A 24,726-nucleotide genomic window follows, 5' to 3' on the forward strand; every position below is an offset into this window, starting at 1 on the left:
CCAGCCGCAGGACCGTCGCCCGCAGGTCCGCCAGGTGGGCTGCGACAGCGGCCAGCGCGTCGCCGGTCAACGCCTGCGCCACCGCGGCCTCGTACCCGGCCACGCCCACCAGCCTCAAGTGTGGGGAGGCGAGTGCGGCGCGGGCCACCTCGGCGGCGGTCTCCGCCGACCGGCACCCGGTCCGCCCGCCCGGCATCCCGATGTCGACGCACACGTCGACCGGTCTGGCCGCGCCGGCCAGCGCCCGGGTCATCAGCTGCACGCCGCGCACCGAGTCCACCCAGCACACGAACCCCAGGCCGGGGTCGCGGTCCAGTTCGGCGGCCACCCAGCGCAGCCCGGCTTCGTCGACCAGTTCGTTGGCCAGCACCAGTTCGCGGACCCCGAACGCGCGGTACACCGCGGCCTGTGCGACGGTCGCGACCGTGATCGCGACGGCGCCGGCGGCCAGCTGGCGGGCCGCCAGCTGCGGAGACATGTGCGTCTTGCCGTGCGGGGCCAGTTGCACGCCCCGGTCGCGGCACCAGGCGGCCATCGTCTCGATGTTGTGTGCGACCGCGTCGGCGCGCAGCACACAGGCCGGGCTGCCGGGCCCCGAGCGGGGCAGTATGGGGCGCTGGGCGACGATCTGCGCCGGGGTGTGTCCCCACCACGGCGCCGGGACACCCTTGTAGCTCCAGTCCAGGGTGCGGTGAGTCAGGCCACGCACCGCGGCGGTGTCGATTAGAGCGTGGGCGGACGGGGTCATTTGTTCATTTAAGCTGGCACGTCGTGACGTCCCCCGATTCTGTTGACGACATCCCCGAGCAGTTCCGCATCCGGCAGGCCAAGCGTGAGCGGCTGCTGGCCGAGGGGCGCGACCCGTACCCGGTGATGGTCGACCGCACCCACACCCTCGCGGAGCTGCGCGCGGCGTTCCCGGACCTGGCCGCCGACACCAAGACCGGTGAGCAGGTCGGCGTCGCGGGGCGGGTCATCTTCGCGCGTAACTCCGGCAAGCTCTGCTTCGCGACGCTGCAGGAGGGCGACGGCACGCAGCTGCAGGCGATGATCAGCCTGGACCAGGTCGGGCAGGAATCCCTGGACGCGTGGAAGGCCGATGTCGATCTCGGTGACATCGTTTTCGTGCACGGAGAGGTGATCAGCTCCCGACGCGGCGAACTTTCTGTGCTCGCCGACTCCTGGCAAATCGCTGCCAAGGCGCTGAGGCCGCTGCCGGTCGCGCACAAGGAATTGAGTGAGGAATCCCGGGTTCGGCAGCGTTACGTCGACCTGATCGTGCGTCCCGAGGCGCGCGAGATCGCCCGGCAGCGGGTGGCCGTGGTGCGCGCGGTGCGGTCGGCGCTGGAGCGCCGCGGTTTCCTCGAAGTCGAGACCCCGATGCTGCAGACGCTGGCCGGCGGGGCCGCGGCCCGGCCTTTTGTGACGCACTCCAATGCGCTGGACGCCGACCTTTACCTACGCATCGCGCCGGAACTGTTTCTGAAGCGCTGTGTGGTGGGTGGATTCGACCGGGTCTTCGAGTTGAATCGAAACTTCAGAAACGAAGGCGCGGATTCCACGCATTCACCTGAATTCGCGATGTTGGAGACATATCAGGCGTACGGAACCTATGACGATTCCGCGGTCGTCACCCGGGAACTTATTCAGGAGGTCGCCGACGAAGCGATCGGCACCCGTCAGGTCCCATTGGCGGATGGCTCCGTCTACGACCTCGACGGTGAATGGGCGACGCTGGAAATGTATCCGTCATTGTCCGAGGCGCTCGGTGAAGAGATCACCCCGCAGACCCCTGTACAGCGGCTTTGGCAGATCGCCGACGGTTTAGGAGTCGAGATCGCCCGTGACCGGGGTTATGGGCACGGGAAATTGGTGGAAGAACTGTGGGAATTCACCGTTGGTGACAAGCTGTGGGCGCCGACGTTCGTGCGTGATTTCCCGGTCGAGACCACGCCGCTGACGCGGCCGCACCGCAGCATCGACGGCGTCACTGAAAAATGGGATCTTTACGTACGCAACTTCGAGTTGGCGACCGGATACTCGGAGCTGATCGATCCCGTCATTCAGCGTGAACGTTTCGAAGCCCAGGCGCGTGCCGCTGCGGCCGGAGATGACGAGGCAATGGCGCTTGACGAGGATTTTCTGGCCGCTCTTGAGTACGGCATGCCTCCTACTACCGGAACCGGAATGGGCATCGACCGACTTCTGATGGCGTTGACCGGACTGTCGATTAGGGAGACCGTTTTGTTCCCGATTGTTCGCCGACACGGCAACTGAACTGCTTCGAATCGAACGTTGTTGAATGGCCCGCCCGTTTATGGCACATTGGTGCCAGCGATGGGGCCATATCCGCCCATCTGAGACGTGAGAAGGGCAGTACGGTAATGGCGAAGAAAGTCACCGTCACGTTGGTCGACGATTTTGACGGTGAGGGCGCCGCCGACGAGACCGTTGAATTCGGTCTCGATGGTGTCAGCTATGAGATCGATCTGTCCGCCAAGAACGCCGCAAAGCTGCGAAATGATTTGAAGCAATGGGTGGACGCCGGCCGTCGGGTCGGCGGCAGGCGCCGCGGGCGCGCCGTGGGCACCGGCCGCGGCCGCGCCGCGATCGACCGGGAGCAGAGCGCGGCCATCCGCGAATGGGCCCGTCGCAACGGCCACAACGTCTCCACCCGCGGGCGGATTCCGGCCGACGTCATCGACGCCTTCCACGCAGCAACGTAACTACCGATTGCCGGTGCGTCTCACGCCGGTTTTTCGTTCGCTGCTGGCGAACCGAAGGCGACGCGGATTCGGAAACGAAATGCCGCTGCCCCGCGTTGCTTGTATCAGCGTCGGGTTTCTCGTCCTCTGCCAGTTCTGTCGTCATTCCGTCAGTTACCGGCGGGCGGGGCACTCGGAGCCGCCGACCATTAGAGTGGACGGCGTAGGTGCGAAGCGCTGGGTGAAGACCGCCCGCGAGACGGCGCAGTGCGAGCACCTCCATATATGCAATGGAGAGCAGGTAACCACGGATGTTCGAAAGATTCACCGACCGTGCGCGTCGGGTTGTCGTCCTGGCTCAAGAAGAGGCCCGGATGCTCAACCACAACTACATCGGCACCGAGCACATCCTGCTGGGCTTGATCCACGAGGGTGAGGGCGTCGCCGCCAAGTCGCTCGAATCGCTGGGCATCTCGCTGGAAGGCGTGCGCAGCCAGGTCGAGGAGATCATCGGCCAGGGCCAGCAGGCGCCGTCCGGGCACATCCCCTTCACCCCCCGAGCCAAGAAGGTGCTCGAGCTCAGCCTGCGCGAGGCGCTGCAGCTCGGCCACAACTACATCGGCACCGAGCACATCCTGCTCGGCCTCATCCGCGAGGGTGAGGGCGTGGCGGCCCAGGTCCTGGTCAAGCTCGGCGCCGAACTGACCCGGGTGCGCCAGCAGGTCATCCAGCTGCTGAGCGGCTACCAGGGCAAGGAGACGGCCGAGGCCGGAACCGGCGGCCGCGGCGGGGAGGCGGGCAATCCGTCCACCTCGCTGGTGCTCGACCAGTTCGGGCGCAACCTGACCGCCGCCGCGATGGAGGGCAAGCTCGACCCGGTCATCGGCCGCGAGAAGGAAATCGAGCGGGTCATGCAGGTGCTGAGCCGCCGCACCAAGAACAACCCGGTGCTGATCGGCGAGCCCGGCGTCGGCAAGACCGCGGTCGTCGAGGGCCTGGCCCAGGCGATCGTGCACGGCGACGTGCCCGAGACGCTGAAGGACAAGCAGCTCTACACGCTCGATCTGGGTTCGCTGGTCGCAGGCAGCCGCTATCGCGGTGACTTCGAGGAACGCCTCAAGAAGGTGCTCAAGGAGATCAACACCCGCGGCGACATCATCCTGTTCATCGACGAGCTGCACACCCTCGTCGGCGCCGGCGCTGCGGAAGGCGCCATCGACGCGGCGTCCATCCTGAAGCCGAAGCTGGCCCGCGGCGAGCTGCAGACCATCGGTGCGACCACCCTCGACGAGTACCGCAAGTACATCGAGAAGGACGCCGCGCTGGAGCGCCGCTTCCAGCCGGTCCAGGTCGGCGAGCCGACGGTCGAGCACACCATCGAGATCCTCAAGGGTCTGCGCGACCGGTACGAGGCGCACCACCGCGTGTCCATCACCGACGGGGCGATCGCGGCCGCGGCAACACTGGCCGACCGGTACATCAACGACCGGTTCCTGCCGGACAAGGCGATCGACCTGATCGACGAGGCCGGCGCCCGGATGCGCATCCGCCGGATGACCGCGCCGCCGGACCTGCGTGAGTTCGACGAGAAGATCGCCGACGCGCGCCGGGAGAAGGAGTCCGCGATCGACGCGCAGGACTTCGAGAAGGCCGCCAGCCTGCGCGACAAGGAGAAGACCCTCGTCGCGCAGCGCGCCGAGCGTGAGAAGCAGTGGCGCTCAGGCGATCTCGATGTCGTGGCGGAAGTCGACGACGAGCAGATCGCCGAGGTCCTGGGCAACTGGACCGGCATCCCGGTGTTCAAGCTGACCGAGGAGGAGACCACGCGTCTGCTCCGCATGGAGGACGAGCTGCACAAGCGGATCATCGGCCAGGAGGATGCCGTCAAGGCCGTCTCCAAGGCGATCCGCCGCACCCGTGCCGGTCTGAAGGATCCCAAGCGTCCGTCGGGGTCGTTCATCTTCGCCGGCCCGTCCGGTGTCGGTAAGACCGAGCTGTCCAAGGCGCTGGCGAACTTCCTGTTCGGCGACGACGACGCGCTCATCCAGATCGACATGGGCGAGTTCCACGACCGGTTCACCGCGTCGCGGCTGTTCGGTGCCCCTCCGGGGTACGTCGGCTACGAAGAGGGCGGCCAGCTCACCGAGAAGGTGCGCCGCAAGCCGTTCTCCGTGGTCCTGTTCGACGAGATCGAGAAGGCCCACCAGGAGATCTACAACAGCCTCCTGCAGGTCCTCGAGGACGGTCGCCTGACCGACGGCCAGGGCCGCACGGTCGACTTCAAGAACACCGTGCTGATCTTCACCTCGAACCTCGGTACGAGCGACATCAGCAAGGCGGTCGGTCTGGGCTTCACCCAGGGTGGCGGCGAGAACAACTACGAGCGGATGAAGCAGAAGGTTCACGACGAACTGAAGAAGCACTTCCGTCCGGAGTTCCTCAACCGCATCGACGACATCATCGTGTTCCACCAGCTGACGCAGGACGAGATCATCAAGATGGTCGACCTGATGATCGGCCGGGTCTCCAAGCAGCTCGCTGCCAAGGACATGACGATGGAGCTGACCGACAAGGCCAAGTCGCTGCTGGCCAAGCGCGGGTTCGACCCGGTGCTGGGCGCGCGCCCGCTGCGCCGGACCATCCAGCGCGAGATCGAGGACGCGCTGTCGGAGAAGATCCTCTTCGAAGAGGTCGGACCCGGTCAGCTCGTCACCGTCGACGTCGAGAACTGGGACGGCGAGGGCCAGGGCGAGGACGCGGTGTTCACGTTCTCCGGCGCCCGCAAGCCGGTTGCGGCTGCCGAGCCGGACCTGGCACAGGCCGGTGCCGGCGGCGCTGCGTCCGCAGCCGAATAACGTCGTCAACCACAACGGGCGGTCACCTGCGGGTGGCCGCCCGTTGGGCTTTGTGAAGGTGGCTTACGTGGGCGGTGCGGTTGGGCTTACGATGCAGAAGTAATCGACGGGCCCCGGAACCTGGTGAAATTCCAGAACGGTCGCGCCACTGTGAAAGTCAGACCCGGACCCGTCGCCCTCATCACTGGGACGCGACATCCCTGAAAGGAACCGGGCATGACTTCTCCTCACGCGAGCAGGACACGGGCGGGCGCCATCGACCTCTCCGGCACCAAAGCCGCGGTCTGGCTGTCTCTCACCGCATTCTTCGCGCTGGTGGTGCTGTATTTCATCGGCATGGATCAGGGTGCGACGTCGGTCTTCGGCAGCAACACCTACATCCACGAGTTCGTGCACGACGCACGGCACCTCCTCGGTTTCCCCTGCCACTGATTCAGCGGCAGGAAGGGACAACCGAAAATGGAGAAGCAGATCATCTGGCGTGGCCTCTTGGCCGGCGCCGCGGCAGGCGTGCTCGGGTTCTTGTTCGCCCGGATCTTCGTCGAGCCGCAGATCGAGCTGGCGATCGGCTATGAGGACGGCGTCGGTGCCGCGCACGAGGCGATCGAGGCCGCCGCGGGCGCCGCAGGCCACAGTCACGGCGACGGGGGAGGCTTCAGTCGCGCTGTGCAGATGAACATCGGCATGGGTCTGGGCGTGCTGCTGTTCAGCCTCGCGATCGGCGCGTTGTTCGCGGTCGTGTTCGCGGTCGCCTACGGGCGGGTCGGTGCCGTGTCGGCACGGCTGCTGTCGCTCTACATCGCGGGCGGCATGCTGTTGAGCCTGTATGTCGTTCCGTCGCTGAAGTATCCGGCGAGTCCGCCCGCGCTGAGCCTGGATGAGACGATCAGGCAGCGCACGCTGCTCTACCTCGCCGTCGTGGTGCTCTCGGCGGCATTGCTGGTCGGTGCGGTGTACCTGGGCAGGCGGTGGTCGGCCAGGCTGGGCGCATGGAACGCCACGCTCGCCGCCGGCGGCGCGTACGTGGTCGCGGTCGCGGTCGTGATGCTGATCCTGCCGTCGATCAACGAGACCCCCGGTCCGTTGGTAGACGATGCGGGAGTCATCGTCTACAAGGGCTTCCCGGCCGATGTGCTCTACGACTTCCGCCTCTACTCGCTGGGCACCCAGGTCGTGGTCTACGCCACGATCGGACTGGTGTTCGCGGCGATGGTGTCGCGGCTGTTCGGGGAACGTAAGCAGTCCGTCAGCGGGTGAGTCCGGTCAGCGAGGTCGTCCGGCTGACGCTGGTGTCGCATGCGATGACCGATGCGATGGCGGCCGGACGGTTCCCCGTCGACGAGCCCGTGAACCCGCTCGGCCGAGACCAGATCGCCAAGGTCGGCCGAGCCGACCTCGGTCAGGCCGAGCGGGTCTTCTGCGGGCCGGAGATGCGTGCCCGGCAGACCGCCGAGCTGCTGGGTCTGCACGCGACGGTCGAGACCGGGCTCGCCGATCTGGACTGCGGCCGGTGGCGGGGCGACGAACTCGGCGGCGTGCCACCGGCCGACATGGCCGTCTGGCTGACCGATCCCGTGCGCGCGCCGCACGGCGGCGAATCGGTGGTCGAACTGATCGCCCGGGTGGGCCGGTGGCTGGATTCGGTGACTACCGCGCGCACCCGCGTCGTGGCGGTCACCCATCCGGCGGTGGTCCGGGCGGCGATCCTGGTGGCGCTCGACGCGCCGCCGAAGTCGTTCTGGCGCATCGACGTCGCACCGGTGAGTCGCACGGCGCTGCACTTCCGCGGGTACGCGTGGAACCTGCGGGGCGCCCCGATCAGTTCGGAATGAGGTCGAAGGTCTGTCGGGCGATCGACATCAGCCACGCCGCGGCGGTCTGGCTGCGGAACTCCGGCCAGTTCGACTGCAGGCTGACGACCCACGGCTGACCGGAGGCGTCGACGGCGTACCAGCTGAACGTCAGGTCGCCCGGCAGGTTTCCTGCCTTGGCGCCGATGTAGGGCCACTCACCGCGGTCGAGGTCGATGCCGGGAACGGCGGACAAGATGTCTCTGACCGGCGCGGCCTCGCCGACCGCGCCCTTCTGCAGCGCGGCGTGCAGCCGGCAGATGTCGGCGGCGCTGCCGTACCACTCGGCGCCGATGTCGGAGGCCGGCATGTGGGTGCGCTTCGGGTCCGGTTCGTACGGGCGGCTGTTGGTCTGCTGCAGCAACCGGGCGCGACCTTCGCGGGAGGCCTGCTTCCACTGGTCACGCAGATCCGGCGTGCCCCAACCGACCGAGAACAACTCGTGCATGGTCGGAAACGGGGTCATGCTGGCCGGATCGTGATGGCCGGCGGCCACCAGGGCCCGCTCGATGGCGCCGGGCCCGAGACGCTCGATGAGCAGGTCGGTGGCCATGTTGTCGCTGGCCGAGATCATCTGCTGGGCGGCGTCGCGCACGGTCACCGTGGCCCCCGGGTCCAGTTCGTCGAACGCGGACGAGCCGACGGCCTTGGCGCCCTCGGTGATCGTCAGGGTGTCGGTCCACTCCAGGGTGTCCGCTTTGACCGCGTCGGCGACCGCGAGCAGTACGTACAGCTTGAAGATCGACGCCAGCGGCAGCGACAGGTCGGTGTTGGAGCCGGCCACCTTGACGCAGCGACCGTCCTCCACCTTGGCCACCTGGTAGGAGTAGCGGGCCCCGGCCGCGGTCAACAGCTCGTCGATGTCCGACCATTGGTCGACCGTCGGCGGCACCAACTCAACCTGGAACCGGTCCACCATGCCCGCTGCATCGGTGCGCAGCTCGATGGTCTGGGCCACCCCGTAGGACGTCAGCACGTTCAGTTTCGCGTGCCCGGCGCCCACGTCGACGTCGGTGACCGTGAAGGGCCTGTCCCACCACATCCGGTCGAGTGTCACCCCGACGTGCTCGACAGCCTCCGGCGCGGCCAGCGTGCGGATGCCGACCTCGCCGATCGGCCAGTCGCTGTTGAGCATGTCCATGGTCTGCTTGGCACGCAGACCCTGGGGCGTGTTGATCTGGATGGGCACGCCGTATGCCGCGTCGGCCGGAGCCGGACGCGTGGCGGCACATCCGCAGGCCACGGACGCGACGCAGACCAGGCTGACCGCCAGCGCGGTCGCTCTGCGCCTTATCCGGCCTGCGTTACGACGTGGTGTCAGTCCTTGCAACGTCGAGTACAACCTCGAACTCCAGCAGGGAGGCGCCGGTGGCCACCGGGTTGGCGCGCTCACCTGCGTGTGCCTCGATCGCAGGCCCGTTCGCCCAGGCCTGGAACGCTTCCTCGGACTCCCACTGCGTGACCACGAAGTAGCGGGTCTCACCCTTGACCGGGCGGAGCAGCTGAAAGCCCAGGAATCCGGGTTGGTTGTCGACGGCGTGGGCGCGGTGGCCGAACCGCTTCTCCAGCTCCGGGCCTGCGTCCGGGGGCACCTCGATTGCGTTGATCTTCACCACAGCCATGCCGTTCAGGTTACCGCCTCCGTCTCGGCATGATGTCTGCATGGATTCGGGGCGCAGTTTCGCAGGCGGGGATCTGCTCACCTTCCGGGGCGGCGCGGGCCGTCCGCTGGTGCTGGTGCACGGACTGATGGGCCGGGGTACCACGTGGCCCCGGCAGACGTCGTGGCTGGCCCGGTTCGGGCGGGTGTACACCTACGACGCGCCGTGGCACCGGGGCCGCGAGGTCGCCGATGCGCATCCGATCTGCACCGAGCGGTTCGTCGCCGACCTCGGCGCGGCCGTCGCAGAGCTCGGTGAGCCCGCGGTGATGATCGGTCACTCGATGGGGGCGCTGCACTCCTGGTGTCTGGCTGCCGAGCGGCCGGACCTGGTGGCCGCGGTGGTCGTCGAGGACATGGCTCCGGACTTCCGGGGGCGCACGACCGGCCCGTGGGAGCCGTGGGTGCATGCGCTGCCGGTGGAGTTCGGCACCGCCGAGCAGGTGTACGCCGAGTTCGGTCCGGTGGCGGGCCGGTACTTCCTCGAGGCGTTCGACCGGACGGCGACAGGCTGGCGGCTGCACGGACACCCGGACAAGTGGATCGAGATCGCCGCAGAGTGGGGCAGACGCGACTACTGGGAGCAGTGGCGGGCGGTCTCGGTGCCGGCGCTGCTGCTGGAAGCGGGCGCCTCGGTGGCCCCGCCGGGGCAGATGCGCGAGATGGCCGAGATGGTGCGCGACGCCAGGTATCTGCACGTGCCGGGCGCCGGACACCTGATCCACGACGACGCCGCCGGGAAATACGAACGGGCGGTCACGGAGTTCTTGACAGTGTGTTCTTGAAGCTTGATCACGGGTCTGCGGCCGGTCGTTCTTGACCAGCCGTTTCTAACGGCGTTCGCCGGACGCGCTCGAGGACGGCCAGCTCGGGTGTTCCTCGAACCGGGTGCGGATCGCGTCGAGGTCGTGGTGCACCCGGTTCCAGTCGGGGTCGTCGAACAGGCGGCCCGACATCGGTGCAGCCCAGCGGAACTGGTCCCGGTGCAGGCGAAGGTGGCCGGACCGGTGGGCAGCCCAGCTCACCACGACGGCCAGCGCGAACGGAGAGAGAAGGATCAGATATGCCAGTGCGGTACTCATGGCAGTAATAGTCCGCTCAGATAACATCCGGCCAACAGTGGCAGGAGCGACATCTCTCGATAAGATGCTGCCATGACGTTGAAAAGTGTCTCGACGCTCGTGCTCGACAAACTCGCGGTGTTCGAGTTCGGCGTCATCTGCGAGGTGTTCGGCATCGACCGCTCCGGCGACGGCGTGCCCAACTTCGACTTCAAGGTGTGCGGCCCCGAGGCGGGTAAACCGCTGCGGACCTCGGTCGGCGCCACCCTCACCCCGGACCACGGTCTCGACGACCTCATCGGCGCCGACCTGGTCGCGATCCCGGCGATCGGTGGGGGCGACTACCTGCCGGAAGCGCTCGAGGCGGTGCGCCGGGCAGCCGAATCGGGCTCGATCATCCTGACGGTGTGCTCGGGGGCGTTCGTCGCCGGCGCCGCGGGTCTGCTCGACGGGCGTCCGTGCACCACGCACTGGATGCACGCCGACGAGCTGGCACGCATGTACCCGACCGCGAAGGTCGACCGCAACGTGCTCTTCGTCGACGACGGCAACCTGATCACCAGCGCGGGCACCGCGGCGGGTATCGACGCGTGCCTGCACCTGGTGCGCCGGGAGCTCGGCAGCGAGGTGACCAACACGATCGCCCGACGGATGGTGGTGCCGCCGCAGCGCGACGGCGGGCAGCGCCAGTACATCGAGCAGCCGATCCCGGTGAAGTGTTCGGAGCGGTTCGCGCCGCACCTGGACTGGATCCTGGCCAACCTGGACAAACCGCACACCGTCACCACGCTGGCGCGCCGCGCCCACATGTCGGGGCGGACCTTTGCCCGCCGCTTCGTCGAGGAGACCGGCCGGACCCCGATGCAGTGGGTGACCGATCAGCGCGTGCTCTACGCCCGGCGGTTGCTGGAGGAGTCGACGCTGGACGTCGACGAGATCGCCGAGCGGTCCGGGTTCGGCACCGCCACACTGCTGCGCCACCATTTCCGGCGCGTCATCGGCGTCACTCCGTCGGACTACCGCAGGCGGTTCAACTCCTCGGACAACGTCGCGCCGGTCGCCGCGCTCGCCTAGTCGCCGCCCTCGCCGCACAGCGCGAACCGGCCGTCGGCGGTCTGCTCCACCAGGCCGTCGATCAGAAGCGAGTCCAACGCCCGGTCACGCTGGGCCGTGTCGGTCGTCCACGCGACGTCGAGCTCGGCGCGGTCGACCGGAGAAGCGCTGGCGCGCAACACATCCAGCAACCTTCCCCGCACCTGCCGGTCGGTGCCGGCGTACTTCTGCGTCCGTTTGGCCGGGCCGGCGCCTGCCGGGAATCCCCGTGACCGCCACGCGCACAGCGGAAGTGGGCAGACGCCGCACCGCGGGGCGCGTGCGGTGCACACGGTGGCGCCGAGCTCCATGAGCGCCACCGAGAACTGCGGCGCGCCGGAATCCTCGGGCAGCAGTGCCTCGACGTCGGCGAGGTCGCGCGACGACGGGGATCCGGCGTCGGCGAGTCCGTGCACGGCGCGGGCCACCACTCGGCGAACATTGGTGTCCACCACCGGAACTCGCTGTCCGTAGGCGAAACACGCCACCGCACGCGCGGTGTAGGCGCCGATGCCGGGGAGCGACAGCAGCGTGTCGACGTCATCGGGCACGACGTCGTCGTGTTCGGCGGCGATCACGGTGGCGCACTCGTGCAGCCGCTTGGCCCGCCGCGGGTAGCCCAGCTTCCCCCACGCACGCAGCACCTCGGCCGCGCCGGCGGCCGCGGTCGTCGACGGCGTCGGCCAGCGGTCGACCCAGGTCAGCCAGATCGGCTCCACGCGGGCCACCGGGGTCTGCTGCAGCATGAACTCACTGACCAGGATCTGCCACGCGGACACCCCGGGCCGACGCCACGGCAGGTCACGCTGCGCGTGCTCATACCACTGGACAAGCTGGTCGGGATCGATCATCGGTCGTGTCTCGGGCAGAATGGCAGCCATGCCGAACTCGAGCCCGTTGACCGCATGGAAAGCACTCAAAGAGGGTAACGAGCGTTTCGTGGCCGGGAAGGCGCTGCATCCCAGCCAGAGCATCGAACACCGCGCCAGCCTCACGTCGGCGCAGAAACCGACCGCGGTGGTCTTCGGTTGCGGTGACAGCCGGGTCGCCGCCGAGATCCTGTTCGATCAGGGCCTGGGCGACATGTTCGTGGTGCGCACCGCCGGCCACGTGATCGACTCGGCGGTGCTGGGCTCGATCGAGTACGCCGTCACGGTACTGAATGTGCCGCTGATCGTGGTGCTCGGGCACGACAGCTGCGGGGCGGTCAAGGCGGCGCTGGGAGCGATCGACGACGGCGACGTCCCAGGCGGCTATGTGCGGGACGTGGTCGAGCGGGTCATGCCGTCGATCCTGGCGGCCCGCCGCGACGGTCTGAACCGGATCGACGAGTTCGAGGCACGGCACGTGACCGAGACCGGTAAGCAGTTGCTGAGCCGGTCGAAGGCGATCCACGACGCGGTGGACAGCGGTGCGTTGGCGATTGCCGGCGTGACCTACCACCTCGCCGACGGCCAGGTGGTATTGCGCGACCATATCGGTGACATCGGCGAAGCCTGAGGGCGACACGCCGGGCAGCGTCGGACAACGCGGCGTGACCTGGCCTTACCGTGATCTCGTGCTGGATCTAGAACCACATGGGCCGCTGCCCAGGCAGATTTACTGGCGTCGCAGGGCGCTCGCCCTCGGCATCGCCGTGCTGGTCATCGGCATCGTCGCGGCCGTGGTCTCCGTCGTCGTGTTGAACAGCACGAGTTCCGAACAGCCGACTGCCAACGAATCGTCCTCGGCGTCGGCCGAGGACGCCCCGCCGCCGCTGCCGGGCGAGGATCCCGCCGTCAAGTCGCCGATCCAGCCACCGGCGCAGCAGGCGCCGCCGCCCACCCCGACGCCGACGGCGGCGGTGGTGCCGCCGCCGATCCTCAAAGAGGGCGACGACTGCCCGGACTCCACGCTCGCGGTCAAAGGCATCACCAACCAGCCCCAGTACGTGGTCGGCGATCAGCCGAAGTTCACCATGGTGGTGACCAACATCGGCCTGGTCGCGTGCCAGCGCGATGTGGGAGCGGCGGTGCTCGCGGCCTACGTGTACTCCCTGGACAACCAGCGACTGTGGTCGAATCTGGACTGCGCGCCGTCCAACGAGACGCTGATCAAGACCTTCCAGCCGGGCGAGCAGGTGACCACCGAGGTGACCTGGACCGGAATGGGTTCGGCCCCGAACTGCCCGCTGCCGCGGCAGCCGATCGGGCCGGGCACCTACAACCTGGTGGTCCAGCTGGGCAATCTGAGATCGGCGACGGTGCCGTTCATCCTTGCCCAGCCCGCTGCCGCCCCGGGCGACCTTCCGCCGCAGGGACCCGGGCAGCCGCCCGGACCCATCGGCTGAGTCAGGCCAGCCGGTCGGCGATCGTCGATTCGGCCAGCTGGGACAGGCCCTCCCTGATGTGGCGCGCCCACATCGAGCCGATGCCGTCCACCGACTGCAGGTCGCTGGCGCTCGCGGCCAGCAGGCCCTGCAGGGAGCCGAAGTTGCGCACCAGCAGGTCGACGTGGGCGAACTGCAGCCGGGGGATACCCGCCATCGCCCGGTAGCCGCGTGAGCTCATCGCCGAGTCCTGCGCCTCGGCGGTCGACGGATAGCCGAACACCCGGGCCAGGGTGGTGAAGTCCAGCAATTCGCTGTCCGACAGCGCGTCGAGCTCTTCCAGCGTCGCGGTCACCTGCGCGGCCGTGGGCGGGTCGGGGTTGGCGTGGTAGTCGCGCACGATCAACTCGCGGTCGGTGTCGTTGTCGCCGACGAGTTCGTCGAGCTGCAGCTTGAGCTGCCGCCCGTCGGTGCCGAGCTCGACGACGTCGGAGTCGATCTCCAGGCTGATCCGGCGCACCATCTCCAGCCGCTGCACCACGGTCATCACGTCGCGCAGCGTCACGAAGTCCTCGATCTCCGCCGTCGACAGCTGCCTGCTGACCTCGTCGAGCCGGGTCTTGTAGCGCTCGAGGGTGTCGATGGTCTGATTGGCCCGGGACAGGATCGTCGCCGACTCGGGCACCACGTGACGCTCGCCGGCGACGTACACGGTCACGATGCTCATCGAGTGGCTCACCGAGATCACCGGGTAGCCGGTCTGGATGGCGGTCCGCTCGGCCGACCGGTGCCTGGTGCCGGACTCTTCGGTGGGGATCGACGGATCGGGCACCAGCTGCACGTTCGCGCGCAGGATCCGGCTGCCGTCGCTGGACAGCACCACCGCGCCGTCCATCTTCGACAGCTCGCGCAGCCGCGTCGGTGCGTAGCGGACGTCCAGCGAGAATCCGCCGTCGCAGATCGCCTCGACGCTGTCGTCGTAGCCGATGACGATCAGCGCGCCGGTCCGGCCGCGCAGGATGCGTTCAAGGCCGTCGCGCAGCGGGGTCCCGGGAGCCAGCCGGGCGATCGTCTCCCGCAGCGTCGGGCGCGCCAGCGGCACGACCGTGCGCGCAGCCCGGGCTGTCGTCGACTTCACGGCCACATTGTCTCCACGTCTGCAGTCTCCACGTCTGCGGTCCCCACGTCCGCGCTGGGCTGTCAGTTCGCGCCATTCTGGCTGATCCGCCGCAACACCTGCAACGCCGAGGTGATGTTGTCGGCCGACAGCACCTGCAGCCCGGCCGGTGCTGACGCCACCCCGGACGGGACGACCGCGCAGGTGAACCCGAGCCTGGCCGCCTCGGCCAGCCTGCGGTCCATGCCCGTCACCCGGCGCAGATCCCCGGCCAGGCCGACCTCACCGATCGCGATCGCGGTGGTGGGCAGCGCGAGATCGGTGTAGGCCGACGCGATCGCCAGGGCCACGGCCAGGTCCGACGACGAATCGGTCAGCCGCATGCCGCCGACGGTGGACAGGTAGATGTCGTTCGTGCCGACCGGCAGCCGCGCACGCTTCTCCAGCACCGCGGTGATCATCGCCGCGCGGGAGGAGTCGATGCCGCTGACGGCGCGACGGGGGCTGCCGCTGGCCGGCGCGCCGATGAGCGCCTGAACCTCCCCGATCATCGGGCGCTTGCCATCGAGGGTGACGGTGACCGCGGTGCCCGAGACCGGCTTGGGCCGCTGGTCGAGGAACAGCCCGGACGGGTCGGACACGCACTCGATCCCGTTGTCGTGCAACAGGAAACATCCGACCTCATCGGCGGCGCCGAACCGGTTCTTGACGCCGCGCACCATGCGCAGCGCCGACGAGCGGTCGCCCTCGAAGTGCAGGACTACGTCGACCAGGTGTTCCAGCGAGCGCGGCCCGGCGATCGCTCCGTCCTTGGTGACGTGCCCGACGAGCAGCATGGCGACCCCGGTGGTCTTGGCCGTCATGGTCAGCGCGGTGGTGACGGCGCGGACCTGGGTGACCCCGCCGGTCACGCCGTCGGCCTCGGTGGTCGACATGGTCTGCACGGAGTCCACGACCACCAGGCTGGGTTGCACGACGTCGATGTGGCCGAGCGCGGTCTGCAGGTCGGACTCGGCGGCCAGGTACACCTCGTCGTGGGTGCAGCCGGTGCGCTCGGCGCGCAATCTGATCTGCCCGGCCGACTCCTCACCCGACAGGTACAGCGCCCGGCGGCCGGTCGACGCCCAGCGGTGGGCGACTTCCAGCAGCAGGGTCGATTTGCCGACTCCGGGATCTCCGGCGAGCAGGGTCACCGAGCCGGGGACCACGCCGCCGCCCAGCACCCGGTCGAGCTCGCTGATGCCGGTGTGGAAATGCCGGGTGGTGCCCGGGTCGATCGAGCTGATCGGCACTGCAGGGGAGGCCGGAGCGACCGGACGCCGGGCCGCGGAACCGCCGACTGCGCTCAGCGCCACCTCGTTGACCGTGCCCCAGGTGCCGCATTCCGGGCATCGGCCCACCCATTTGGGGGTGACGTGATGGCACTCCGAACAACGGTATTGCGAACGTACTTTCGAATTTGTCCGGGCCACGCGCTGACCGTAACCGCCGGCACCGACAGAACGCCGACGGCACGCGAACGTGTCGTGACGGGCTAGTGCCCGCCGCCACCACCGTGGCCGGCCGAACTGCCGGCCTCTTCCCGGCGCGGGCTCTCACCGGCCGAGATCGGCACCGGGACCGTGGCCTGGCCGGCCTTCTGGAACGTGAACGTGAAGTCGTACGTGAGCCCGTTGGTGATCGGCTTGTTCAGCTCGACCTTGGCCTCGGCGGCGTCGGCTGGCTCGACGCTCTCCAGCGCCGCGACCTGGCCGTCGGGTGCGCCGACCAACAGGGAGCCGTTCACCGGCAGGTCGCCGCCACCGGTCAGCGTCACCTCGCCGATGTCGGAGGTGATCGACACCAGCTTGTCGGCGATGTCGGGCGAGTTGTTCGCCGCGACGAAGAGCAACTCGACCTCGGTGCCGGGCTGCACATAGTCGGTTGTTTGCTCGGCACGCAGGTGGACATTGCGCAGCGCGATGTTCCCGACGTTGCCGCTCGTGCCGTTGACCGCCGGCTCCTGGGTGGCGGTCTGGGACACCTGCCCGGCGCTGCAGCCGCTGAGCACGACCGACGCGGCCACACCGCAAGTCGCCAGCGCGGCGACGACAGAAGAGGGCCGTTTGAAGGGGTTCACTGGGGGCCTCCTGCTTAGCCGGCGGAGACGTTTCCCGCCGGGCACCGTGGTTCGACTATGCAGAGTAGTAGGTGATCATCCGGCGCGGTAGCCGAGGTCGGGACGCGCCCGGGAACACCGCTGGACGGGCCCCGACGATGCACGGATTCGTTGTGGTGTCAACCCCTAGTACATACCTTCCGTGCCCCTGACCTGCATCGTTGATCCGCGCCCGATGGCGGTGCGTGTTAAGATCAAGGGGTGAAAGGGGTTCGAAACTGATGATTTTCAAGGTCGGAGACACCGTCGTCTATCCACACCACGGTGCTGCGTTGATCGAGGCGATCGAAACCCGGACCATCAAGGGCGAGCAGAAAGAATATCTCGTCCTCAAGGTCTCGCAGGGAGATCTCACCGTTCGTGTTCCCGCAGACAACGCTGAGTATGTGGGCGTGCGTGATGTCGTCGGGCAGGAGGGCCTCGACAAGGTCTTCCAGGTGTTGCGGGCACCGCATACCGAAGAGCCGACCAACTGGTCGCGGCGGTACAAGGCCAATCTCGAGAAGCTGGCCTCCGGTGATGTGAACAAGGTGGCCGAGGTCGTCCGCGACCTGTGGCGTCGTGATCAGGAGCGCGGGCTGTCGGCCGGCGAGAAGCGCATGTTGGCCAAGGCCCGGCAGATCCTGGTGGGTGAGCTCGCGCTCGCCGAGAACACCGACGACGCCAAGGCCTCGACGATTCTGGACGAAGTTCTCGCTGCGGCGTCCTAGCCGCACCTCGATGCGGCTGTGACACTTCCGGGTATCCGCGTCGGGCTCGGTACCGACGTACATCCCATCGAAGCCGGTCGTCCGTGCTGGTTGCTGTGTCTGCGATTCGATGACGCAGACGGCTGCGCCGGCCACTCGGACGGCGACGTGGCCGCCCATGCTCTCTGCGACGCGTTGTTGTCTGCAGCGGGCATGGGCGACATCGGCGAGGTGTTCGGCACCGGCCTGCCGCAATGGCGGGGTGTCAGTGGTGCCGAAATGTTGCGGCACGTGAATTCCATGCTGGTCTCCAATGGCCTGCGCGTCGGCAACGCCGTCGTGCAGGTCATCGGGAACCGGCCCAAGGTCGGTCCCCGGCGCGCAGAGGCGCAGGCCGTGCTGTCCGAGCTGCTCGGCGCCCCGGTGTCGGTGTCGGCGACCACGACCGACGGCCTGGGTCTGACCGGGCGCGGCGAGGGGCTGGCCGCGATGGCGACGGCACTTGTGGTCACCGACGAGCGCTCGCGCGAGGAGTCGGTTCAGCAGCGATGAGGGTTCTGGCTGATCGGGCCGGTAAGCTGGCCGGTCGTGACCGAAAGCCCCGCAGCTGTCATGCGGCTCTATGACACTTTGTCTGGCGGTGTGCGCGATTTCGCGCCGCTGCGGCCCGGCCACGTGTCCATCTATCTGTGCGGCGCGACGGTGCAGGGTCTGCCCCACATCGGGCATGTCCGCAGTGGTGTCGCGTTCGACGTGCTGCGGCGCTGGCTGACCGCCAAAGGCTTCGACGTGGCCTTCATCCGCAACGTCACCGACATCGACGACAAGATCCTGAACAAGGCCGCCGACGCGGGACGTCCCTGGTGGGAGTGGGCGGCCACCTACGAGCGGGCGTTCACCGCCGCCTACGACGCGCTGGGCGTGCTGCCGCCGTCGGCCGAGCCGCGAGCGACCGGGCACATCACGCAGATGGTGGAGCTGATCGAGCGGCTCATCGAGCGTGGGCACGCCTACACCGGGGCCGGGGACGTCTACTTCGACGTCTCGACGCTGTCCGCGTACGGCAAGCTGTCGGGCCACAAGATCGACGACGTCCATCAGGGCGAGGGCGTGGCCACCGGCAAGCGGGACCAGCGCGACTTCACGTTGTGGAAGGGTGCCAAGCCCGGAGAGCCGTCCTGGCCGACTCCGTGGGGGCGGGGAAGACCCGGCTGGCACACCGAGTGCGTCGCGATGTGCGAGACCTATCTCGGCCCCGAGTTCGACATCCATGCCGGCGGCATGGACTTGGTTTTCCCGCACCACGAGAACGAGATGGCGCAGGCGGAGGCGGCCGGTGACGGGTTCGCCCGGTTCTGGATGCACAACGGCTGGGTCACCATGGGCGGCGAGAAAATGAGCAAGTCGCTGGGCAATGTTCTCGCGATACCTGCTGTGCTGCAACGGGTTCGGGCTGCTGAGCTGCGCTATTACCTGGGCAGTGCGCATTACCGGTCCATGCTGGAGTTCTCCGAGACGGCGCTGCAGGACGCGGCGAGGGCCTACGCCGGCATCGAGGACTTCCTGCACCGGGTCCGCACCCGGGTGGGTGCGGTGGTGCCGGGTGAGTGGACGCCGAAGTTCGGCGCCGCTCTTGACGACGACCTCGCCGTGCCGATGGCGCTGGCCGAGGTGCACGCCGTGCGGGCCGAGGGCAACCGGGCGCTGGACGCCGGTGACCACGACACCGCACTGGCGCACGCGATGTCGATCCGGGCGATGATGGGCATCCTGGGTGCCGACCCGCTCGACGAGCGCTGGGAGTCACGTGACGAGACCTCGGCGGCGCTCGCGGCGGTCGACGTGCTCGTGCGGGCCGAGGTGCGACGCCGCGAGGAGGCCAGGGCCTGCCGGGACTGGGCCGAGGCCGATGCCATCCGGGACCGCCTCAAGGCGGCCGGTATCGAGGTGACCGACACCGCCGACGGTCCCCAGTGGTCACTTCTGGACGGGACGGACAAGTAATGGCGGGTAATTCACAGCGTCGCGGTGCGGTGCGTAAGGCCGGAACCAAGAAGGGGCCGACCATCGGGTCCGGCGGGGTCCGGCGGCGCGGTCTGGAAGGCCGCGGCGCGACGCCGCCTGCGCACGAGCGGCCGCATCACCCTGCGGGCAAGCGCGCCGCCAAGGCGGCGCGCCAAGCGCAGGGCAGGCACAAGAAGACCGACGACACCGAGATCGTCCTCGGGCGTAACCCGGTGGTGGAGTGCCTGCGCGCCGGGGTGCCCGCCACCGCGCTGTACGTGGCGCTGGGCACCGACTCCGACGAGCGTCTCACCGAGTCGGTGCAGATGGCTGCAGACAGAGGCATCTCGATTCTTGAGGTGCCCCGTCACGACCTGGACCGGATCGCGGCCAACGGCCTGCATCAGGGCATCGCGCTGCAGGTGCCGCCCTACAACTACGCGCACCCCGACGATCTGCTTCGCGACGCGAAATCGGATGCGGCCCCGGCACTTCTGGTCGCACTCGACAACATCTCCGATCCGCGCAACCTCGGTGCGATCGTCCGTTCGGTCTCCGCATTCGGCGGCCACGGCGTCGTGCTGCCACAGCGCAGGTCGGCGTCTGTCACCGCTGTCGCGTGGCGGACCAGCGCGGGTGCTGCAGCCAGGACGCCCGTGGCGCGGGCGACCAACCTCAACCGCACGCTGAAGCAGTACGCCGACGCGGGACTGCAGGTCGTCGGACTCGACGCCGACGGTGACACCACGATCGACGAGATCGACGGGTTGAGTCCGACCATCGTGGTGGTCGGTTCGGAAGGCAAGGGCCTGTCGCGCCTGGTGCGGGAGAACTGCGATCGCATCGTGTCCATCCCGATGGCAGGCCCCACCGAGTCGCTGAACGCCTCGGTGGCAGCCGGAGTCGTGCTCGCCGAGATCGCCCGGCAGCGCCGCCTGAACTAGAGCCCCACCAGCTGGATCCAGGTCCACAGCCCCAGCACCGCGGCGATGAGCACGAGCGGGGTGGTGCACAGGCCCACCCGGCTGAACTCCCCGAACCCGGCTTTCATGTCCCGCCGGACGACGCTGCGCCACAACAGGTTTGCCAGCGAGCCGATGTAGGTCAGGTTGGGCCCGATGTTCACCCCGATCAGCACCGCCAGCACCGGGGCGGGCCCGGCCGCGCTCACCAGCGGCAGCAGCACCAGCACCGCGGGCAGGTTGTTGACGAGGTTGGACAGCACGGCCGCCACCGCGGCGATCGCCAGCAGTGCCCACAGGCCCTGACCGTCGGGGATCAGCCGGTGCATGGCGGGCTCCAGCCCGCTGCGCATCACCGCGTCGACCACGACGCCGAGGCACAGCACGAACGCCAGAAACGGCACGTCGACCGCTTTGGCGATCGCGGTGACCGTGGTGCGCCCCGTACTCAGCGCGCGCGCTCCCAGTACCAGCGCCCCGGCCAGTGCCGCCCACGCCGGCGACAGCCCCAACAGGGAGGTCACGGCGAAACCGGCCAGCGTCAGGCCCACCACCACCAGTGCGAAGGCAGGCACCTCGATCGGTTCGGTGTGCACCTCGCGTTGAGGCGGGATCGCCAGATCCTTCGCGAAAAACCAACGCAACAAGAGGAATTCGACGACGATGGCGGCCAGCCAGGGCAGGGACATGGCCGCGGCGAAATGCAGGAACGACAGCCCGGCCGCGCTGAAGGCCAACAGGTTGGTCAGGTTCGACACCGGCAGCAGCAGCGATGCGGTGTTGGCCAGGTGCGCGGTGGCGTAGGCGTGGGGCCGGGCCGGGACCGCGAGCATCCGCGCGGTGGCCAGCACGACAGGGGTCAGCAGGACGACGGTGGCGTCCAGGCTCAGCACCGCGGTCACGCCGGCAGCGATCGCGAACACCGAGGCCAGTAACCGGTTCTGGCCGCCGGAGGTGGCCCGGGCCATCAGCACGCCTGCGGCGTGGAACAGCCCGAGGTCGTCACACAGCCGCGCCAGTACGAGCACCGCGGCCAGGAACCCCACCACCGGTGCGAGCCGACCCACCTCGGCGACAGCGTCGTCCCAGGACAGGGCGCCGACGGCGATCACGGCGCCGGCGGCGGGCACCGCGACGACGGCTTCGGGCCAGCGGTGGGGGCGCAGCAGCGCGAACCCGAGCACCGCGGCCAGCGCGAGGACGGAGACGGTCAGTGCCATGGGGCGGCCGGCCGCCACAGCGTGGGCAGGTGCAGTCCGACGCCGTCTTCGGCGGCCAGCCTGGTCAGCACGCGCATCGACCGATCGAGGTCGTCGGCGGCGTACGGCAGGGCGCGCAGCGGCTTGCGCAACGGCCGGAAGAAGTCGTCCCAGTGGATCAGCACCACCCGGCGGGCGCCGACGGTGCGGACGGTCTGCGTCCAGTATTCGACGAGGTAGCTGTCCGGTTGCAGCCCGAGCTGCCCGACGCCGAGGTATGCCACATCGGCGCGGTGGCCGCTCAGCGCGTCCGGCCGGAATCCGGCGCTGCCGACGATGAGGATGCCGATCCCGGACGGCCGGTGGCGCACCAGCGTCGACCACGCCTCTCCGCAGCGGTATGCCGAGACCCGTGCCGGCACGGTGACCGGTGCGGTGATGGTGCCCGGGAAGCGGTCCGGGGGGCAGTGGTCGCCCTCGATGAGGGTGAGGTCGAAGTTGCCCGCGGCAGTCGGCGTGCCCGGGGTGACGACCTCGATGCGGTCCAGGCCGTGTCCGTGGCCGAGGTGCGCCGCGGAGGTGCCGCCGACCAACCGGGCGCCTGTCAGCTCGGCGACGACCGCCGAGTCCATCGCGTGGTCATAGTGGGTGTGCACCGGGGTGACGGCGTCCAGGTGGGTCACGCCCATCCTGGCCAGCCCGTCCCGGATCCGGGGCAGGGACGGTTTCAGCGTCCGCGCGGCGACGGTGAGAAGGCTTGGCCGGGTGAAGAACCCGTCGGTCATGAGCGCGGACTGACCATCGTCGATCAATAGAGTCGAGACTCCGGCCCAGGTCACCGTCAGCGGTGACGATGCCGGCGGGGACGGCAGGTCGAAATACCCGGCGTAGGCCTGCAGGTCAGGCCGCCCGGCCTTCAGGCGCATGTCGACACCCTAAGCGGTGCGGGTGGCCCTGATGCTGCGGAGTCCGGCCAGTGCGGCGCCCAGGCAGGCCGCCGCCACCGCGCCGGCGAACCACGGGAACACCGCGGCCAGATCCCATCGGGTGGCCGCCCAGCCCGCGATCAGGGTGGGCACGGCCATCGCCGAGTAGGCGAGCAGGTAGAACGCCGACATCGTCTCGCCCCGCCTGCCCGCGGGCACCACGTCGGACAGGTGGCGCAGCGAGCCCCCGAACCCGAGCCCGAACGTCGCGCCGAGCAGTGCGGCCGCGACGAAGACCAGCTGCCACTGGTGGGTCAGCAGCACCGGGATCGTCAGCAGCAGAGCGGCGGCCATGCCCGCGTCGCCGATGATCGCCGAGTACCGCGCCGGGATGCGGGTGGCCGCCAGTTGTGCGAGCGCGGCGGCGAAGGCGGTGGTGCCGACCACCGCCCCGCCGAAGACCAGGTTGTCGATGTGGGTCTGGCGCGCCGCCAGCGACGGGTACAGCGACAGCAGTACCCCCAGCACCGACCAGGAGGCCATCGCGCCGAGTGCGGAGAACCAGAAGTCGCCACGGATTTCCTCAGGCACAGAGGGTTTGGCGATGCGGATGGGGCCGCTGGCGCGGTTGGTGTGGGTTTCCCGCAGGGCCAGCACGCCGACGCCGACGATGAGGCAGAGGACAGCGACGACGGCGTACGGGGTGCGCAGCGGGTGGGGCGCGTACTGGGCGAGCAGCGCCGAGCCGAAGATCGCGACGGTCATCCCGATGTTGAAGCTGACGCCGCTGAGCTGACCGGCACGCACGCCGTGATCGGGCCGCAGATCCAGCAGGGCGGCCGCGCCCGCGACGACGATCGAACCCACCGCCGCGCCGTGGATGGTGCGGGCCAGCAGCAGCATGGCCATGCTGTCGGCGACCAGGAACACGCCGAGGCCGACCAGCAGAGCGATCAGCGCGGCGACGAGCACCGGTTTGCGGCCCACCACGTCGGAGATCCGGCCGGACACGAGCACGGCGGCCAGCGCGGCGATGGCGTACACCGCGAAGACCACGGTGGTGGCCAGCGGCGAGAGATGCCAGTTGGTCTCGTAGATGCCGTACAGCGGTGCGGGCATCCCGGAGACCCCGAGCGCGACACCGCTGAGCACCAGCAGCAGTGGGTAGGCCCACCGCTGGGCGTCTCTGACGGAGGGGTCGAACGCGACCACCGCGCCTCACCTCCAACCGGCTGATTTCGATGTGCGTAGAGCCCGTCGAGGTTACGTCGGGCCTGACGAACTTCAAACCCGGAGGGGCGCCGGATATTCCCCGGCCGGTTCAGGTGAACGGAGCCAGCGTCACGCCGTCGCCGACCAGCCGTTCGCGAACCGCGGTCGCGATCTGCACGGCGCCGGGGGAGTCGCCGTGCACACAGACCGATTCGACGGTGACCGGGATCGTCGAACCGTCCACCGCGGTGACCCGTCCGGCGGTGACCATCGAGATCACGCGTGCGGCGATCTCGTCGACGTCGTGCAGCACCGCGTTGCGCTCGCGCCGCGACACCAACTGGCCGTCGGGCCGGTAGGCCCGGTCGGCGAACGCTTCCGGCACGGTGCGCAACCCCAGGCGGTCGGCGGCGGCGAAGAACACGGAGCCGGCCAGGCCGAGTACGGGAAGCCCGGGGTCGACGGCGTGCACGGCTTCGGCCACCGCCTGCGCCTGGATTCGGTTGGTGACGATCGAGTTGTACAGCGCACCATGGGGTTTGACGTAGGACACGGAAGTGCCGGCCGCGGCGGCCAGCGCAGAGAGGGCGCCGATCTGGTACATCACGTCGGCGGTCAGGTCCTCGGCGCTGGCGTCGATGAAGCGTCTGCCGAAGCCGGCCAGATCGCGGTAGCTGACCTGGGCGCCGATTCGCACTCCACGCGCGGCCGCCGCCCGGCACACCTTCGCCAGCGTCGCCGGGTCACCGGCGTGGAAACCGCACGCGACGTTGGCGGAGGTGACGATCTCCAGCATCGCGTCGTCGTCACCGAGCGTCCAGACCCCGAAACCCTCACCGAGGTCGGCGTTGAGGTCGACCGAGACCGTGGTCATGGCGCGAGCCTAATGGGCGAGATCCCGGACGCCGGCCGGTGACGGGGAAGTGAC

At 68.9% G+C, this 24,726-nt stretch carries 26 protein-coding genes and 1 riboswitch; of the genes, 14 read left to right on the plus strand and 12 right to left on the minus strand.

Going from position 1 to position 24,726, the window contains the following annotated elements; all coding sequences use genetic code 11:
• Positions 1 to 748 (minus strand): alanine racemase (locus MVA01S_RS07715; protein WP_174538867.1); only part of this gene is annotated, 748 nt, incomplete at its 3' end.
• A 23-nt stretch (positions 749 to 771) separates the two neighbouring features.
• On the opposite strand from MVA01S_RS07715, the gene lysS reads away from it, so the two are divergent.
• From lysS to MVA01S_RS07745, 6 genes are all read left to right on the plus strand, one after another.
• On the plus strand, positions 772 to 2,277 hold the full coding sequence (gene lysS, locus MVA01S_RS07720; RefSeq protein ID WP_003930680.1) for a lysine--tRNA ligase: 1,506 nt from the start codon (positions 772 to 774) through the stop codon (positions 2,275 to 2,277).
• 107 nt (positions 2,278 to 2,384) lie between these two features.
• On the plus strand, positions 2,385 to 2,726 hold the full coding sequence (gene lsr2, locus MVA01S_RS07725) for a histone-like nucleoid-structuring protein Lsr2 (RefSeq protein WP_003930679.1): 342 nt from the start codon (positions 2,385 to 2,387) through the stop codon (positions 2,724 to 2,726).
• Positions 2,727 to 3,016: 290 nt separating this feature from the next.
• Positions 3,017 to 5,560, plus strand: coding sequence for an ATP-dependent protease ATP-binding subunit ClpC (gene clpC1, locus MVA01S_RS07730; RefSeq protein ID WP_003930678.1), 2,544 nt, complete (start codon positions 3,017 to 3,019; stop codon positions 5,558 to 5,560).
• Between the two features lie 69 nt (positions 5,561 to 5,629).
• Positions 5,630 to 5,826: riboswitch (cobalamin riboswitch) on the plus strand.
• A 22-nt stretch (positions 5,827 to 5,848) separates the two neighbouring features.
• The gene (locus MVA01S_RS07735; RefSeq protein ID WP_435405975.1) at positions 5,849 to 5,992 is read left to right on the plus strand and encodes a CbtB domain-containing protein; all 144 of its coding nucleotides are present in this window, start codon (positions 5,849 to 5,851) and stop codon (positions 5,990 to 5,992) included.
• Positions 5,993 to 6,019: 27 nt separating this feature from the next.
• Positions 6,020 to 6,817, plus strand: coding sequence for a CbtA family protein (locus tag MVA01S_RS07740; protein WP_003930676.1), 798 nt, complete (start codon positions 6,020 to 6,022; stop codon positions 6,815 to 6,817).
• On the plus strand, positions 6,814 to 7,392 hold the full coding sequence (locus tag MVA01S_RS07745) for a histidine phosphatase family protein (RefSeq protein ID WP_003930675.1): 579 nt from the start codon (positions 6,814 to 6,816) through the stop codon (positions 7,390 to 7,392). The genes MVA01S_RS07740 and MVA01S_RS07745 overlap by 4 nt, the downstream gene beginning before the upstream one ends.
• Here the strand turns inward: MVA01S_RS07745 and MVA01S_RS07750 are convergent.
• Both MVA01S_RS07750 and mhuD read right to left on the minus strand, forming a co-directional pair.
• Entirely contained in the window at positions 7,379 to 8,740 is a 1,362-nt protein-coding gene (locus MVA01S_RS07750; protein ID WP_110765613.1) for a serine hydrolase, read from the minus strand. The genes MVA01S_RS07745 and MVA01S_RS07750 overlap by 14 nt on opposite strands.
• Entirely contained in the window at positions 8,715 to 9,032 is a 318-nt protein-coding gene (gene mhuD, locus MVA01S_RS07755) for a mycobilin-forming heme oxygenase MhuD (protein ID WP_003930673.1), read from the minus strand. Before mhuD ends, MVA01S_RS07750 begins: the two co-directional genes overlap by 26 nt.
• A gap of 40 nt (positions 9,033 to 9,072) precedes the next feature.
• Here mhuD and MVA01S_RS07760 point away from each other — a divergent pair, with 40 nt between their 5' ends.
• Positions 9,073 to 9,855 carry an alpha/beta fold hydrolase gene (locus MVA01S_RS07760; RefSeq protein ID WP_003930672.1) on the plus strand — a complete coding sequence of 261 codons (783 nt, stop codon included), beginning with the start codon at positions 9,073 to 9,075 and terminating at the stop codon, positions 9,853 to 9,855.
• A gap of 45 nt (positions 9,856 to 9,900) precedes the next feature.
• Here the strand turns inward: MVA01S_RS07760 and MVA01S_RS07765 are convergent, their stop codons facing one another.
• Positions 9,901 to 10,152, minus strand: a complete 252-nt coding sequence (locus MVA01S_RS07765) for a hypothetical protein (protein ID WP_003930671.1) — start codon at positions 10,150 to 10,152, stop codon at positions 9,901 to 9,903.
• 72 nt (positions 10,153 to 10,224) lie between these two features.
• Here MVA01S_RS07765 and MVA01S_RS07770 point away from each other — a divergent pair, with 72 nt between their 5' ends.
• Complete coding sequence (locus MVA01S_RS07770) at positions 10,225 to 11,205, plus strand: GlxA family transcriptional regulator (RefSeq protein WP_003930670.1); 981 nt, start codon at positions 10,225 to 10,227, stop codon at positions 11,203 to 11,205.
• On the opposite strand, the gene MVA01S_RS07775 is transcribed toward MVA01S_RS07770, so the two are convergent.
• Positions 11,202 to 12,074: an HhH-GPD family protein gene (locus MVA01S_RS07775; RefSeq protein WP_040541274.1), complete on the minus strand. Its 873-nt coding sequence runs from the start codon at positions 12,072 to 12,074 to the stop codon at positions 11,202 to 11,204. The two genes, MVA01S_RS07770 and MVA01S_RS07775, sit on opposite strands and share 4 nt — an antisense overlap.
• Positions 12,075 to 12,102: 28 nt before the next feature.
• On the opposite strand from MVA01S_RS07775, the gene MVA01S_RS07780 reads away from it, so the two are divergent.
• Positions 12,103 to 12,723 (plus strand): carbonic anhydrase, encoded by a 621-nt coding sequence (locus MVA01S_RS07780; protein WP_003930668.1) that lies wholly within the window; start codon positions 12,103 to 12,105, stop codon positions 12,721 to 12,723.
• A 58-nt stretch (positions 12,724 to 12,781) separates the two neighbouring features.
• A complete protein-coding gene (locus tag MVA01S_RS07785; protein ID WP_186007280.1) occupies positions 12,782 to 13,552 on the plus strand; it encodes a hypothetical protein in 771 nt (256 codons plus the stop codon).
• 1 nt (position 13,553) lies between these two features.
• Here MVA01S_RS07785 and disA read toward each other — a convergent pair whose 3' ends face one another.
• The 3 genes from disA to MVA01S_RS07800 all read right to left on the minus strand — a co-directional run bounded on the left by disA (position 13,554) and on the right by MVA01S_RS07800 (position 16,767).
• Positions 13,554 to 14,675, minus strand: a complete 1,122-nt coding sequence (gene disA, locus MVA01S_RS07790) for a DNA integrity scanning diadenylate cyclase DisA (RefSeq protein ID WP_003930666.1) — start codon at positions 14,673 to 14,675, stop codon at positions 13,554 to 13,556.
• 56 nt (positions 14,676 to 14,731) lie between these two features.
• Positions 14,732 to 16,120 (minus strand): DNA repair protein RadA, encoded by a 1,389-nt coding sequence (gene radA, locus MVA01S_RS07795; RefSeq protein ID WP_040541272.1) that lies wholly within the window; start codon positions 16,118 to 16,120, stop codon positions 14,732 to 14,734.
• A 62-nt stretch (positions 16,121 to 16,182) separates the two neighbouring features.
• On the minus strand, positions 16,183 to 16,767 hold the full coding sequence (locus MVA01S_RS07800) for a copper chaperone PCu(A)C domain-containing protein (RefSeq protein ID WP_040541270.1): 585 nt from the start codon (positions 16,765 to 16,767) through the stop codon (positions 16,183 to 16,185).
• A 260-nt stretch (positions 16,768 to 17,027) separates the two neighbouring features.
• On the opposite strand from MVA01S_RS07800, the gene carD reads away from it, so the two are divergent.
• From carD to rlmB, 4 genes are read left to right on the plus strand one after another with little or no spacing between them, the layout of a single operon-like run.
• Entirely contained in the window at positions 17,028 to 17,516 is a 489-nt protein-coding gene (carD, locus tag MVA01S_RS07805) for an RNA polymerase-binding transcription factor CarD (protein WP_003930663.1), read from the plus strand.
• Positions 17,517 to 17,534: 18 nt separating this feature from the next.
• On the plus strand, positions 17,535 to 18,047 hold the full coding sequence (ispF, locus tag MVA01S_RS07810; RefSeq protein ID WP_003930662.1) for a 2-C-methyl-D-erythritol 2,4-cyclodiphosphate synthase: 513 nt from the start codon (positions 17,535 to 17,537) through the stop codon (positions 18,045 to 18,047).
• A gap of 60 nt (positions 18,048 to 18,107) precedes the next feature.
• Positions 18,108 to 19,499, plus strand: coding sequence for a cysteine--tRNA ligase (cysS, locus tag MVA01S_RS07815; RefSeq protein WP_040541235.1), 1,392 nt, complete (start codon positions 18,108 to 18,110; stop codon positions 19,497 to 19,499).
• Positions 19,499 to 20,443: a 23S rRNA (guanosine(2251)-2'-O)-methyltransferase RlmB gene (rlmB, locus tag MVA01S_RS07820; protein WP_003930660.1), complete on the plus strand. Its 945-nt coding sequence runs from the start codon at positions 19,499 to 19,501 to the stop codon at positions 20,441 to 20,443. The genes cysS and rlmB overlap by 1 nt, the downstream gene beginning before the upstream one ends.
• Here rlmB and MVA01S_RS07825 read toward each other — a convergent pair.
• The 4 genes from MVA01S_RS07825 to MVA01S_RS07840 form a co-directional block, all read right to left on the minus strand.
• Positions 20,440 to 21,681, minus strand: coding sequence for an SLC13 family permease (locus tag MVA01S_RS07825; protein ID WP_040541361.1), 1,242 nt, complete (start codon positions 21,679 to 21,681; stop codon positions 20,440 to 20,442). The two genes, rlmB and MVA01S_RS07825, sit on opposite strands and share 4 nt — an antisense overlap.
• Positions 21,672 to 22,586 carry an MBL fold metallo-hydrolase gene (locus MVA01S_RS07830; RefSeq protein WP_003930658.1) on the minus strand — a complete coding sequence of 305 codons (915 nt, stop codon included), beginning with the start codon at positions 22,584 to 22,586 and terminating at the stop codon, positions 21,672 to 21,674. Before MVA01S_RS07830 ends, MVA01S_RS07825 begins: the two co-directional genes overlap by 10 nt.
• A gap of 9 nt (positions 22,587 to 22,595) precedes the next feature.
• Positions 22,596 to 23,798 carry an MFS transporter gene (locus MVA01S_RS07835; protein WP_003930657.1) on the minus strand — a complete coding sequence of 401 codons (1,203 nt, stop codon included), beginning with the start codon at positions 23,796 to 23,798 and terminating at the stop codon, positions 22,596 to 22,598.
• Positions 23,799 to 23,907: 109 nt separating this feature from the next.
• Positions 23,908 to 24,672 carry a LamB/YcsF family protein gene (locus MVA01S_RS07840; protein ID WP_003930656.1) on the minus strand — a complete coding sequence of 255 codons (765 nt, stop codon included), beginning with the start codon at positions 24,670 to 24,672 and terminating at the stop codon, positions 23,908 to 23,910.
• Positions 24,673 to 24,726: the final 54 nt, after the last annotated feature.

Source organism: Mycolicibacterium vaccae NBRC 14118 = CIP 105934 (assembly GCF_001552715.1).
Taxonomy (GTDB): domain Bacteria; phylum Actinomycetota; class Actinomycetes; order Mycobacteriales; family Mycobacteriaceae; genus Mycobacterium; species Mycobacterium vaccae.